The organism is Polynucleobacter sp. MWH-Berg-3C6 (assembly GCF_018881855.1).
Lineage (GTDB): Bacteria > Pseudomonadota > Gammaproteobacteria > Burkholderiales > Burkholderiaceae > Polynucleobacter.
In genome coordinates, this window is the sequence record NZ_JACVPN010000001.1 from 198,987 (window position 1) to 211,979 (window position 12,993).

Annotated in this window: 18 protein-coding genes; 10 read left to right on the forward strand and 8 right to left on the reverse strand. The window is 44.6% G+C overall.

Going from position 1 to position 12,993, the window contains the following annotated elements:
* Positions 1–6: 6 nt before the first annotated feature.
* On the reverse strand, positions 7–1,011 hold the full coding sequence (locus tag ICN13_RS01060; protein WP_216138308.1) for a tripartite tricarboxylate transporter substrate binding protein: 1,005 nt from the start codon (positions 1,009–1,011) through the stop codon (positions 7–9).
* Between the two features lie 108 nt (positions 1,012–1,119).
* On the opposite strand from ICN13_RS01060, the gene pcaD reads away from it, so the two are divergent.
* From pcaD to ICN13_RS01080, 4 genes are read left to right on the forward strand one after another with little or no spacing between them, the layout of a single operon-like run.
* Entirely contained in the window at positions 1,120–1,935 is an 816-nt protein-coding gene (gene pcaD / locus ICN13_RS01065; protein ID WP_216138310.1) for a 3-oxoadipate enol-lactonase, read from the forward strand.
* 50 nt (positions 1,936–1,985) lie between these two features.
* Positions 1,986–2,576: an HdeD family acid-resistance protein gene (locus tag ICN13_RS01070; RefSeq protein WP_216138312.1), complete on the forward strand. Its 591-nt coding sequence runs from the start codon at positions 1,986–1,988 to the stop codon at positions 2,574–2,576.
* 27 nt (positions 2,577–2,603) lie between these two features.
* Positions 2,604–2,783: a hypothetical protein gene (locus ICN13_RS01075; RefSeq protein WP_216138314.1), complete on the forward strand. Its 180-nt coding sequence runs from the start codon at positions 2,604–2,606 to the stop codon at positions 2,781–2,783.
* A gap of 5 nt (positions 2,784–2,788) precedes the next feature.
* Positions 2,789–3,853, forward strand: coding sequence for an acyltransferase (locus ICN13_RS01080; protein WP_216138316.1), 1,065 nt, complete (start codon positions 2,789–2,791; stop codon positions 3,851–3,853).
* Between the two features lie 17 nt (positions 3,854–3,870).
* On the opposite strand, the gene yjgA is transcribed toward ICN13_RS01080, so the two are convergent.
* The 3 genes from yjgA to ICN13_RS01095 are packed head-to-tail and all read right to left on the reverse strand — an operon-like array spanning position 3,871 to position 5,090.
* A complete protein-coding gene (gene yjgA, locus ICN13_RS01085; RefSeq protein ID WP_216138323.1) occupies positions 3,871–4,398 on the reverse strand; it encodes a ribosome biogenesis factor YjgA in 528 nt (175 codons plus the stop codon).
* A 31-nt stretch (positions 4,399–4,429) separates the two neighbouring features.
* Positions 4,430–4,735 (reverse strand): helix-turn-helix domain-containing protein, encoded by a 306-nt coding sequence (locus ICN13_RS01090; RefSeq protein ID WP_255533982.1) that lies wholly within the window; start codon positions 4,733–4,735, stop codon positions 4,430–4,432.
* Between the two features lie 52 nt (positions 4,736–4,787).
* Positions 4,788–5,090: a type II toxin-antitoxin system RelE/ParE family toxin gene (locus ICN13_RS01095; protein ID WP_216138327.1), complete on the reverse strand. Its 303-nt coding sequence runs from the start codon at positions 5,088–5,090 to the stop codon at positions 4,788–4,790.
* A gap of 98 nt (positions 5,091–5,188) precedes the next feature.
* On the opposite strand from ICN13_RS01095, the gene ICN13_RS01100 reads away from it, so the two are divergent.
* On the forward strand, positions 5,189–6,814 hold the full coding sequence (locus tag ICN13_RS01100; protein ID WP_216138329.1) for a GMC family oxidoreductase: 1,626 nt from the start codon (positions 5,189–5,191) through the stop codon (positions 6,812–6,814).
* Entirely contained in the window at positions 6,807–7,718 is a 912-nt protein-coding gene (locus ICN13_RS01105) for an EamA family transporter (protein ID WP_216138331.1), read from the forward strand. The genes ICN13_RS01100 and ICN13_RS01105 overlap by 8 nt, the downstream gene beginning before the upstream one ends.
* Here ICN13_RS01105 and ICN13_RS01110 read toward each other — a convergent pair.
* Together ICN13_RS01110 and ICN13_RS01115 are read right to left on the reverse strand one after the other, a co-directional pair.
* Positions 7,707–8,207, reverse strand: a complete 501-nt coding sequence (locus tag ICN13_RS01110) for a hypothetical protein (protein ID WP_216138333.1) — start codon at positions 8,205–8,207, stop codon at positions 7,707–7,709. The genes ICN13_RS01105 and ICN13_RS01110 overlap by 12 nt on opposite strands.
* 66 nt (positions 8,208–8,273) lie before the next feature.
* Complete coding sequence (locus tag ICN13_RS01115; protein ID WP_216138335.1) at positions 8,274–9,095, reverse strand: sulfite exporter TauE/SafE family protein; 822 nt, start codon at positions 9,093–9,095, stop codon at positions 8,274–8,276.
* A 74-nt stretch (positions 9,096–9,169) separates the two neighbouring features.
* Between ICN13_RS01115 and ICN13_RS01120 the strand changes: the two genes are divergently transcribed.
* The 4 genes from ICN13_RS01120 to ICN13_RS01135 all read left to right on the forward strand — a co-directional run bounded on the left by ICN13_RS01120 (position 9,170) and on the right by ICN13_RS01135 (position 11,205).
* Positions 9,170–10,042 carry an MBL fold metallo-hydrolase gene (locus tag ICN13_RS01120; RefSeq protein WP_216138336.1) on the forward strand — a complete coding sequence of 291 codons (873 nt, stop codon included), beginning with the start codon at positions 9,170–9,172 and terminating at the stop codon, positions 10,040–10,042.
* A 37-nt stretch (positions 10,043–10,079) separates the two neighbouring features.
* Entirely contained in the window at positions 10,080–10,361 is a 282-nt protein-coding gene (locus ICN13_RS01125) for a metalloregulator ArsR/SmtB family transcription factor (protein ID WP_255533983.1), read from the forward strand.
* A 28-nt stretch (positions 10,362–10,389) separates the two neighbouring features.
* Complete coding sequence (locus tag ICN13_RS01130) at positions 10,390–10,602, forward strand: DUF2892 domain-containing protein (RefSeq protein WP_216138340.1); 213 nt, start codon at positions 10,390–10,392, stop codon at positions 10,600–10,602.
* An 84-nt stretch (positions 10,603–10,686) separates the two neighbouring features.
* On the forward strand, positions 10,687–11,205 hold the full coding sequence (locus ICN13_RS01135) for a DUF6803 family protein (RefSeq protein ID WP_216138342.1): 519 nt from the start codon (positions 10,687–10,689) through the stop codon (positions 11,203–11,205).
* 438 nt (positions 11,206–11,643) lie between these two features.
* Here ICN13_RS01135 and ICN13_RS01140 read toward each other — a convergent pair whose 3' ends face one another.
* Positions 11,644–12,462, reverse strand: coding sequence for an FAD:protein FMN transferase (locus ICN13_RS01140; RefSeq protein ID WP_255533984.1), 819 nt, complete (start codon positions 12,460–12,462; stop codon positions 11,644–11,646).
* Complete coding sequence (locus tag ICN13_RS01145; RefSeq protein WP_216138344.1) at positions 12,459–12,992, reverse strand: FMN-binding protein; 534 nt, start codon at positions 12,990–12,992, stop codon at positions 12,459–12,461. The genes ICN13_RS01140 and ICN13_RS01145 overlap by 4 nt, the downstream gene beginning before the upstream one ends.
* Between the last annotated feature and the right edge of the window lies 1 nt (position 12,993).

Genomic DNA, 12,993 nt, shown 5'->3' on the forward strand with positions numbered 1-12,993 from the left:
ACTACTTTATTGCGGTTCGATATTCGCTTCTTTGGCAATCTTTTGATACTTGGCCATTTCTTCACGAACAAACTTAGCAAATTCAGTAGGGCTCATTGGAGTTGCTTTGATGCCTTTGGTTTCATAAGCAGTTTTGACTTCGGGATCTTGCATCGATTGATTAATATCAGTATTGATCTTTTTCACTACCGCAGCTGGAGTGCCTGCGGGAGCCCACACACCAAACCAAAGACCGATTTCAAAAGCAGGGTAGCCTTGCTCAGCAATGCTAGCAATCTCTGGAACTGCGGCATTACGAGTTTTGCTCGTCACGCCTAATGCTCGCACTTTGCCGCCCTTAAGTTGACCAATCGCAGTATCGAGTGGCGCCATATAAAAAGCAGTGCGACCAGACATGGTGTCAGCAATGGCTTCTGGGGATCCTTTGTATGGCACATGAATCAGCTTGATACCCATCACTTGATTAAAGTACTCAGCAGCTAAATGGGTAGAGCTACCAACCCCAGCAGAAGCGAAGGTAATTTCTCCTGGTTTGGATTTAGCGGCAATCACCAAATCTCGAATACTTTGATAAGGGCCATCTGCTGCGGTAATCATCACGTAAGGAGTTTGCCCAAGAATGGCGACATCAACCAAGCTCTTGAGTGGGTCATAAGGTAGCTTCTTATAAATCGCTGGATTGGCTGCATACGATGCGGATTGCACCAGTAAGGTATAGCCATCGGGCTCCGAGTTCACGACCACACCAGTGCCAATTAATCCGCCCGCACCAGGGCGATTTTCAATAATGACCGATTGCTTCCAGGTTTCAGAAAGACTTTTTGCAACTACCCGACCAGCGATATCCGCGCCAGAGCCGGTAGTTAATGGCACCACCATTTTGACGGTGCGGTTAGGATAGTTTTGCGCATGGCTTTGCTGGTTAAGACTTGCTAGCGTAAGAAAGCTCAAGGCCAAGAAGGCTTTTCCAAGCTTGAGGGCGCCCTGACCCTGATTAGGTAATGTAAACATCATGTCTCCTTGGAGTTTTTATCGTTTTTTATAGTTTCATCGGATAATCTAACATGCTCTAGTCAATAGATAAATAGAAGCTAGTAGAAATAGAGAAGGTGGAGACAAATGACACAAATGCATGATGCCCAGACCGTCAAGGTAAATGGGGTAGATATCGCCTACCGATTTGATGGCCCCAAAGATGGCCGCGTTTTATTGGTAGCAAATAGTTTGATGGCCAATGGCAGTATGTGGGATTGGAATGTGCCGGCATTGGCTGATCGCTATCGCGTACTGCGCTATGACAAAAGAGGGCATGGACAATCGGCAGTCAGCCCCGGTCCATACACGATTGCTCAATTAGCAGATGATGCGGTGGGATTATTAGATGCACTCGGAATTGCAAAAGCCCACTTTATGGGTTTATCTATTGGCGGCATGATTGGTCAGCAATTAGGCGCTCGTTATCCAGAGCGTATTTACTCCCTATCACTTTGTAACACCGCCTCTGAAATGCCACCACGCAGTTTGTGGGAAGAGCGTTTTGAGATTGCACGTACACAAGGTATTGCTGGCTTGGTTGATGGCACGATCAAGCGTTGGTTTACTGCACCATTCATCGAGCGTGCTCCAGGTGATATTGAAAAAGTACGTCAAATGATTTTGGCTACTAATGTGGATGGCTATATGGGTTGCGGCAGTGCCGTGCGCGATATGGCGCAAAGCACGATGCTTCTCAAGATTAAAACACCTACTTTGGTTCTCTCAGGCAGGCATGATCCAGCCTGTACAGTAGATCAGGGCACTGTTTTGCATCGCCTCATTGATGGCTCTAAGATGGTGGTGCTGGAAGATGCAGCGCACTTATCTAATATTGAGCAGCCTGCCGCATTTAATCGCACAGTACGAGAATTCATGGACTCTGTAGATCAGACTTTGTAAGACCCAATATTTATTCAGAAATTTAATCGCATTAACTTTAGAAAGCACCCATGACCGAACTATCTAGCACTCAAATACAAGAGATCCGCACACAAGTATTGGGCGCAGCCGCAAAGGTGCCTGGTGCGCTCATTGGTCTGGGAATCTTGTTTGTCGTACTGGGGATGATTGGCGTTGCTGGACAAACACTCTTCTCATTTGTATCCATTAATGTGTTGGGCATCTTTTTGTTTGCTGGCGGTGTTTTACAAGCATTGCATGCAATGAAGTCCAAAGGCTGGAAGAGTGTGGGCGTACAAATGCTCCTGGCTATTTTGTATATAGCCGCTGCAATCTTTACCTGGGCATTTCCGATTCCTGCATTGGAGGCCATTACCTTATGGATGGCAGCGATTTTCTTTGCAACCGGTGTACTGCGTTTAATTGCTGCATTTCAACATCGCCATTTCAATGAATGGATTTGGTTGGCACTTTCTGCTGCGCTGTCGATCTTGATGGGTGTACTTATTATGAATAGCTATCCAGCATCAAGCTTATGGCTACCAGGTCTGCTCATCGCTATTGAATTAATATTGCAAGGCTGGTCCCTACTATTCCTGGGCTTGGCAGCGAAGTCGGTAGCAAAGTCATTTACTAAGTAATTTCACAAGTTATCAAGAGTAGCCATCATGGCAATGAAAAAAACGGATCTGTATAAGAACCTAGCCTTAACTACTGCTCAGCGTATGAAAAATGCTGCCAAGACTCCTAAACTTGGGGCTGCTGAAGCAAAAGCGAAAACTAAAAAAGAGCTAGCAGAGGCAAACCCGATGCTAGCTTCTTTAATGGGCAAGAAAAAAGCAAAGTAATTCTCTTGAAGCAATCCTCACCATTTCTTCTGATTGATTTCTTAAGGGTCTTTGCAGCCCTTTTAATTATTCTTCATCATTTATCAAGCTATGGACAAATAGCGCAAGACGCACTTACTGTATTGCCGGGACTGATGAATTGGCTGTTTGAGTATGGTCGTTATGCTGTGCAAATTTTCTTGGTGATGGCGGGCTACTTGGCTGCCCAGTCATTAACTCGCTATGCTAACGTCAAATTTAGCGCTCAAGGCTTGCTCAAGGTCATCCTCAATCGCTATCTACGTCTCTTTACTCCTTATGCTGCGGCATTAATCTTGACGATGGCTTGTGCTTACATCGCTCGTTTTTGGGTGAATGATGAATTCGTGGGCGAATCAGAAACGCTCTCACAATTTTTAGCCCATCTCTTTTTTATTCAGGGGATCTTGGGTTTGGATTCTATCTCGGCAGGCGCTTGGTATATCGCAATTGATTGGCAGCTGTATTCAGTCTTAGCTATTTTGCTGATTTCTTTTCCAAGATATCAAGCGGTCATTTGGGTTATTAGTGTGCTAGCAGTGAGTTCACTTTTATTTTTCAATCGCTCAGGAATTTATGAGGCTTACTTCATTTACTTTATCGGCTCTTATGGCTTGGGAGTCTTGGTTTATCTGGCTAAGTCCTTTGAGAACCAGGGCGTCAATCGCTTAGCTAAGATTGCGTTATTGCTGATCGGGTTGATCATTGCTATTTCTTCGTTCCAGCAAATTTGGCTCAGAAACTTCTTGGCGTGGTTTGTTGCGATGGCATTGCTATTTTGGGGAAATCAATCCTATCAATCTATGGGCGAGGGCAAAAGCGCTTTCTTGAGGGCGGTCACCTGGGGTAGCCAGCGCTCCTACTGTGCATTTCTGATTCACTTTGCATTTATCTTGCTCGCCAACACCCTATATATAGCGACAGGAATGTATGCCCATGAAAGTGGAGCACTAGCAATTGCATTCATGTTGGGGGTAGTGGGGTGCAGCACGATTGCCGCTAATTATTTATATCGCGCCGTTGAAGTTCCAGCACTGCGCCTGAAGATCTAATTCTAGACTTACGTTATCTAGAGTCCCATGTCCTTTAAAACACGGAAGATCTCGCGATAAGCCTTAGGCGGCTTGTTTTGCTCTTTTTCTCTACGGGCATTTCGAATAAGTGTGCGCATATTCTGAATATCCATATCAGGATACTGCTCAATCATTTTGGTGAAAGCGTCATCGTTAGCAATGAGTCTATCGCGATAGCTTTCTAAAAAATGCAGCTTGGCAGTCTCTGCCTTGCTCACTCCTTGAATGGCATCTAAACGTTTTTGAATGGCATCTAACTCTTCTTCATCCAAAAAACGCATGAGCTTGCCAAGATACTGTTTGTGGCGACGAATCGCTTCAAAACTCTTGATCTTGTTGGTTTCTGCAATCGCTACTTTGATGGCTTCATCTAAGGGGATGGTTTTGAGGGCATCGCTACTTAAGGCCGCCAAGACTTCCGCCAATTTCTGGCGTTCCGTCATTTGGCGCTTTAGCTCAGACTTGCTAGGGCCTTCATCAGCCTCAACAACTTTGGGTGTGCGATTCTTCTCATTAATATGCATATGACTATTTTAGACGGGTATTGGAGTTTGGCTATTCTTTGTTGATTTTCTGCTTCAGTAGTTTCAGATCGGCACTAGAAAATAATTGGCTTCTTCCAATAATCGATGTGGGTTTTAATCTACCCGCCTGAACATATCTGCGTAAGGTTGGAAGTGAGACCTCTAAAAATTCTGCAGCCTCTTCTGCTGAAAAGGTCGCATTTCTTAGATGCCCAAACACTTGTTCATGCGTATATTCAGTTTCCTGGAAGGCATTTATCGCAATTAAAGAAAAAAACTTAACACGTTCTTTTGACGGCATCCTTTGAACGTGAGCAAATAAATCTTCTGCACTCATGTATTGAGTCATATATAGACCTCACTTTCTGTATTGAAGTGGCTTGAACTTATCATTTGAATCGCATAGATTTTTTTAATTGTGTATAAAAATTTTCATGAGGTCCGATTTTGGAAAATTCTATCCAAGTTATTTCGGTAGCACCTTCAAAGTGATCATATTGATAAGCCATCAAATATTCCTGTGTATTAAAGCGAAATTTATAAACAAATACTCCCTGGAGATCCCCATGCTTTTGTTGGCCTATCCTGGGGTTATTGCAAACTTCAGTAACTCTGATTTCAATTGCTAACTGCAAAGGCTTAGAGGCTTTTTTTACATATTGGGCAAAAGCTTTTTTAAAGGTAGTTCTCATGATCTAATATTAGATCAAAATTGATTCTATAACAAATCAACAAAAGTGACAAGAAATACTCGATTTTTTGTATTGGTAAATAATAGGCAGCAAAGCATATGACTCAAGCAAATACCTACGACTACATCATTATTGGGGCAGGCAGCGCTGGCTGTATGTTGGCCAAGCGTTTGACTGAAAACCCCCAAAAGAAGGTTTTACTGATTGAGGCGGGTAAGAGTGATAACTACATTTGGATTCATATTCCGGTGGGTTATCTGTACTGCATTGATAACCCGAGGGCGGATTGGCGTTTTAAGACCGCCTCTGAAACAGGTCTTAATGGCCGCTCATTAATTTATCCCCGCGGCAGAGTTCTGGGCGGCTGCTCTTCGATTAACGGCATGATTTATATGCGTGGCCAAGTTGGTGATTATGACTCTTGGGTAGAGGCTACTGGTGACGATGCATGGTCTTGGCAAAACGCACTAGGCCGCTACAAAAAGTTTGAGGATTATCACAGCGCTGCTAATGAGTGGCATGGCAAAGGTGGTGAATGGACAGTATCCAAGCAACGCTTACGCTGGCCCATTATGGATAAATTCAGAGAGGCTGCTGTAGAAGCTGGCATCCCTGCATCGGATGACTTTAATCGCGGTGATAACTTTGGAGTGGGCTACTTTGATGTTAGTCAGCGCGCTGGTTTACGATTAAATACTGCTAAAGCTTTTTTAAAAGATGCGGCCAAGCGTAGTAATCTCACGGTGATCACTGAAGCAATGGTCACTAAGCTCAAAATTGATCCCGCCACCAAGAATTGCTATGGCGTGGAGTATCGCAAGGATGGCGTTCTCAGTGAGGCTTTGTGTGCAATTGAGCGGGGTGGTGAAGTGTTGCTCAGCGCAGGTTCTATTGGTAGCGTACAAATACTGGAGCGCTCTGGAGTTGGAGCTGCTGCACATCTTGCTGCATTAGGCATTCCGGTAATAGCGGATTTGCCAGGGGTTGGTGAGAATCTACAAGATCATCTGCAACTGCGCATGATCTACAAAGTCGATGGAATTAAGACACTCAATACCAAAGCCAACTCTTGGTTTGGCAAGATGATGATTGGTTTGGAATATCTCTTCAAACGCTCTGGGCCGATGTCGATGGCACCTTCCCAGTTGGGTGCTTTTGCCTATAGCTCACCATTGCAAAAGAGTGCCAATGTTGAATATCACGTACAACCGCTCTCATTAGAAAAATTTGGTGAAGACCTCCACTCATTTAATGCTTTCACGGCTAGCGTTTGCAATCTACGACCCACATCCCGCGGCAGTGTGCATATTCATTCTGTCGATCCTGAGGCGCCACCAGTCATTTCCCCAAATTATTTATCCACTGAGGAAGATCGCAGAATTGCGGTGGAGTCTTTGCGTTTAACGCGCAAGATTGTGCAAAGTCCAGCACTCCAGCCCTACTCACCAGAAGAATACAAGCCCGGCGTACAGTACCAAACTGAAGCAGAGCTGGTTAAAGCTGCAGGTGATATCGGCACTACTATTTTTCATCCGGTTGGCACATGCAAAATGGGTCGTGCAGATGATCCGATGGCAGTACTAGATTCTCAATTGCGAGTGAGAGGTATTCATCATCTGCGCGTGGTTGATGCTTCTGCTATGCCCACAATCACTTCGGGTAATACCGCCGCTCCAACGATGATGATTGCAGAGCGTGTTGCGGAGTTACTCGCTGGTGAATAGTCATAAAAGCAATCAACTTCCCTTAAGCCATCTTCTTCTCGCTTTAGCAATTGTGGCTGTGTGGGGTACCAACTTTGTAGTGATCAAGCTCTCCTTGGATGCTTTTCCACCATTCTTGTTTGCAGCACTACGTTATACCTTTGCGTTTTTACCCTTAGTATTTTTTATACCCAAGCCCAAGGTCTCATGGACCAATATGTGCGCATATGGTGTTGCTATTGGGGTTGGACAATTCGGCATCTTGTTTTTTGCAATTGATGGGCGGATTTCTCCAGGCTTAGCCTCCTTGGTGGTGCAGACACAGGTATTTTTCACCATTGGTTTTGCCATGTTCTTTGCAAAAGAGCGTTTGAAACTTTATCAAGCAGTTGCTGTCTCAGTATCGATGACTGGCCTTGGAGTTATTGCGCTCCATACCGATGCAAGTACTACTTTTTTAGGAATCGCTTTGGTAGTCATCGCCGGGCTTTCGTGGGGGATTGGTAATACAGTGAGTCGGCGCGCTGGCTCTATCAATATGCTCTCTTATGTAGTTTGGGCAAGCGGATTTTCATTGCCGCCACTCTTTTTAATCTCTTGGATTTTTGAAGGTGGCTGGCAGCAGATGAGTTCTTCAATCGGTTCTGCACCGATGAGTGCATGGGCTGGTGTGTTTTGGCAATCATGGGGCAACACCGTCTTTGGATACGCTGCTTGGGCCTGGCTGCTCTCAAGACATCCTGCCGCAGTAGTAGCGCCGGCTCCACTATTGGTGCCTATCTTTGGAATGGGTGCTTCGGCTTATTTCTTGAGCGAGCCATTACCTTTATGGAAACTGTTGGCTGCTGGCTTGGTGATTGCTGGACTTATCGTCAACTTATTTTGGCCAAACCTAGAAAAGTTCTTCAGAAAGCTAAGCCGATAAAAGTTTAATGGCTTCCCGAATGAGGAGGGCGCGATATCCCATATAGATCGCTACTAAAGTAAAGCCAAATAAGAATAGCTTGGGAATCAGCGCACCTTCTGCAACTAACTCGCTATTCAGCAATCCAAGAGCAACTGCAGCAAAGAATACGGCGCCCAGACCCAGCATGATCCAGTTTTCATAACCACTGACTTGCTGAGTAGTATTTTGGTAAGCAAGTACCTGAAAAGTATCGCCTTTAGGGTAGCCCGATACTGTTAATGTGTCACCATCAGCAATCTTCATAGGGGTGGAGAATTTTGCTTCAATTGCCTTATCGCCTAAATTGAATTTGGATATATAGAAGCGCGTGTAATAAATGGATGAATGATCATGCGTTGGCTTTTCTGGATTGACGTATTCCAGTAACTCATGATTCAGATTGCCGACCGTGCCTGAGATGGCATGCAGTGATGTCGATAAGAATGTACTTGGCTTGCTAACAGTCATCAGTAAAACTCCTAAAAGGCTCAAGCTCAGTATAAAGAGCAAGGAATAGAGAGGCTTTTTCATGGCTCAGTAGTAGCTGCTGAGACCTTTAACCATGAGGCTAATGGCCACCGTAAAAGTGAGAACTGCAAAAATTTGCTGTAAGCGTGGGCCACTCATTTTTTTACCAAATGCCCCTCCAATCAAAAGCCCCGTGAGAGCCCCCAAAGAGAATGGCGCTGCCAGGAGTAAATCTAGATTTCCTGCAGCAGCAGAAAATACAGCACCACCCGCTGAAACAATCGCAAGTACGCCTAAAGAAGTTGCCACTATTGATTGAACTGGTAAATCGGTATAGCGCTTTAGTGCAGGAACAATCACAAAGCCACCCCCAACCCCGAGAAGCCCCGACAGAAAGCCTGCTATTCCACCTGAAAACATGAGCGCTCTTGCGCAAGGAATATTCCAAGCCAATTTACCAATCGATGGGTCCAATAAACAGGGTGGAGGTTTGCTAGCGCTATCGGTTATGCCTAAAATTTCTCGTCTGGCTTGTCTGTAGAGATTGGTGGATGAGTAAAAGAGTGTGCAACTAAATAAAATTAATAGTGGCCCATTGGGTACGCGCTGTGCCAACCAAAGACCTACTGGTGAAAGCAGCAATCCAAAGACCGCCATAAATCCAGCAGCTTTATATCTCAATATTTTGTTTTTCAGTCCTAATAGTGCGCCAACGCCAGCAGCAAGTGCTATGGCAGATAAAGCGACCGGCGCAGCTTCTGCTACCGATAAGTGCAGAGCAAAAACCAGCAATGGGACAGACAAAATTCCGCCGCCAGCGCCAGTAAGCCCCATGAGGAGGCCTACGAGCACGCCTAGGGCCGGGCTGATCAATATTGAGTAATCCATTGCAATTTATTTTATATTAAGATAGTATATAAATATATATATTAATTAGCTAGAGCAATCATGGAAAAACCATTGTGAACCTAAAAGTAAACGCTGACATTAAATCCTTTTTTGATCCAGAAACCTGGACTTTCACCTATGTAGTGTATGCGGGTGAGGGCAGTGCTTGTGTAGTGATTGACTCCGTTCTGAACTATGACCCCAAGTCAGGTCGAGCCACCACCAAATCTGTAGATATGGTGGTGCAATTTATTGCTGAGAAAAAGTTGCAGCTAGCTTGGATATTAGAAACCCACGCACATGCAGACCATCTCACTGCGGCCCCGTATTTACAAAACAAGCTTGGCGGCAAGATTGTGATTGGTGATCACATTACCAATGTACAGAATGTTTTCAAGGGCATCTTCAACTTAGACGAGCACTTTGCAGTTGATGGTTCGCAATTTGATCGCTTGCTGAGAGATGGTGAATCGCTGGCTTTTGGCGAACTCTCTTTAAGGTCAATATACGTTCCGGGCCACACCCCGGCTTGTATGGCTTATGAGATTGGGGGCGCCTTATTTGTGGGTGATACCTTGTTTATGCCGGATGTTGGCACGGCGCGATGTGATTTCCCGGGTGGAGATGCGAGGGCTTTATATCAATCGATTCAGAAAATCTTGAGCTATCCCAATGAAACCAAGCTGTATATGTGCCACGATTACCCGCCAACCAATCGACCGGCGGCCCATCTGACCACTGTGGGGCAAGAAAAGCAAAATAATATTCATGTGCATGATGGCATCACTGAAGATGCATTTGTACAAATGCGTAGTAAGCGCGATGCTACTTTAGAAGTGCCTCATCTCATCCTGCCATCGATCCAAGTCAATATACGGGCAGGCCACTTTCCTGAGCCTGAGGCGAATGGCAAGTCCTATCTCAAAATCCCACTGAATACTCTCTAATATGAATATCCCCATTTCAAAAGCGGAACTCAAAAAAATGCAAGCATCTGCAGAAGATGCTTGCAAGCTCATGAAAGTCCTTTCAAATCGTGATCGCATGATGCTCTTATGTGAGATTGGCCAAGGTGAAAAATGTGTTGGTGAACTAGAGGCTGCTCTAGATATTCATCAGCCAACGCTTTCACAACAGTTAACCGTTTTACGAAAAGAAAAACTAGTGAAGACTCGTAGAGATGGCAAACAAATCTACTACTCACTGGCTAGCCAGGTAGCAATAGCAGTCATGGGATTGCTATATAAGCACTATTGTAAGAAGTAGAACGTTTTATCAAAAGAAGAGGCTAACTATGAAATGCAACGTCGGTGGTATTGATCGTATTTTAAGAATCGCAGTTGGTGCATTGTTGGTGGCACTTGCGGCGAGTAATGTTATTGGATTGTGGGGATGGTTGGGCGTGATTCCTTTAGCAACAGGATTATTTCGTTTTTGCCCGGCCTATACTTTGCTTAGTGTGAATTCTTGCGGAGTATCTTCCGATAAGAGTTCTGGCTCCAAGTAAAAGTAATCAGCGCCTTGCAACAAAGGGATACATTCTAAAAATATCTCTTTGTTTTTCTTTCTTGTAAGTACTTAGGAGTTCCAAATGAACATGACCCATTACATGCAATTGTTGGCTGACAATCAGCCTTGGAATTTAATGCTATTTATGGCGATACCCATTGTGCTTGCAGAAACTTTGGCGATCACTGAGCTCTATATTTTGTTTACAAGAAGATTCCACGGCTTTATTTGGGGTCTCAATCGTTTTTCTGGCGCAGCTGTTGGCCTTTACTTTATTGGAGTCATTATTTATTTAATGACCACGGCAGTTGTTCCAATTACGCAAGCCGGTCAATGGAGAACTGTGATTGATGTGATAGCGGTTGGATCCTATCTGATTGGTGGCTTACCTTTGATTTGGATTGCATTGCAAGAGTTTGGCCTGGTTAATAAAAGCCTAAATCAAGAGGGTAAGCTCAAGATCCATGCAATCTGTGTCGCATTATTTTTAGTATTTGGTCACGTAGCAATGATTAGCGGTATGTTGGATCCTGGTTTGCTGGGCTATCAAGGTACTGCGCACGCCGTTGATGGTGCAATGCCTGCTGCTCACGGACACTAGTAGACCGTAGTAGCTTTGCTATGAAGGTAGGTAATAGGCTGATTCTCATAAGGCTATGCAATAAAAAAATAGCAAAGAACAGCAGCCCTAAGATCCAGTGGGTACTAATAACCTCGTCTCGCATTTCAGCGGGCCCGTAATACAGCAAGGCCCCAGTAAGTAGTAGCGCCACTAAGAAGCCCAGCTGGCTAAGTCCACTCAACCATTTTTGTTTGGATTTAAGCCCAGCCTTTAAGTGAAAAGGCAGCACTGATCCCAAGGCGAGAGTTGCAATCATCGCAAAGACCCCATGTAAAGCCAGTATGTTGTGATTTCCTAAAGCCGCTCTTTGAATTTGAAACTCATGGCCAAGTAAATATAGGGTGCCGCTAATAGAGCAGGCAAGCATGCCGCCAATCACAAACGATCTTTGCCAGCTAGGCATTTTTCCCAAACGACTCATGCGGCAATCCTGATGGCCTTTGCTGAGAAGTGATCAAAGCAAGCATGATCATGGGTCCCCGAGAGTGCAAGGACCTTAGTAAGGGCATCTGCATAAACACATTTACTGGCCAATACAGAACAAGAGCCTGAGAAATGGAGATAAGCCTCAGATTCATCTTGCGCAAAGGGATTGATGATGTGACTTTGCTCTTGATCACGATTGGAAAAGTACAAGCCACTTGTAGCGATAGCCCCATTTTGTAAGGCGCCAATGTCGATTAATTGGTTTGGTAGGCTTGGATTTCGAATTTGAATTGATCTTGGCGCTCCAAATACTCGTAGATCACCGCCTGCATTAACGCAGCCAGATTTGATGCCGCTTGCTATCAAACTCTCCACCGCCTTATCAACTGCAAAGCCTTTAGCAATCCCCCCGAGATCCAAACATAAGGGCTTAGAGGCTCTGAGTGTTTGTGGGTCTATCAGGTGAATATCTTCAATGCCGCCTAGCTCATATGGAGATAAATCAATATGGCGAGGTAATAATCCAGCAGAGACTAATCGATGTCCAATGCCGCAATTAAATAAACCATTTGATTGTCGATAAATTTCTTGGGCAATCTGAATAATTTCAGCGGTCCAGGGGTGAACTACTAGTGATACTTGATGGGCCCAGCGATTTATTTGATTGAGTTCACTCAAGGGATCGTAAAAACTCATCAAGTTCTGAACTTGCCCTATCGCAGTAAATGCTTGATTGATTGCCTTATCACTTTCTTGATCGATGGTGATTTCTACAAATGTTCCCAAAAGAGCTTGGCAACGCATTGTCATTTAGCCTTCAAAGCTAAGTCATATAAGACTGCTACTCGCTTGACTCCATCGGTGATATGTTTGCAAGAAAGAGTTGCTCCGCCAATATTCTGGATATCTTGATTCAGCTTGATTGGGTCTTTGGCAGATTTACCTACAAATTGTTTACGCCACTGAGGTTCTGCAACTTCGTAGCCATAAGACTCTACGTATTCCAAAATCTCGATACCTAAAATACTGCCGTTGGGAGCGATCCCCACGGCGTAAGTAATCATTTCATGTTTGCCGACAACTTCATCAATGACTAGCCAGCTACCATCAGATGCTTTCCAGATCCGATCTCCTTGAAAAGGATGGCGAATGCTAGATGCCGCTCGCATTCTTTCTTGGAGGTCATCGGTAATGATGATGGGTGCTTTTGTGAGCTGCTTATTGGGGAACAGAATTTTCTGTACCTGATCTGCTGTGACATAAATCTTTGCATGAGCAATAATGGGCGCGCTTATCATTGCTAAGCCAACTATTGCAAATGGGTTGGGTTTCCAGTTCATT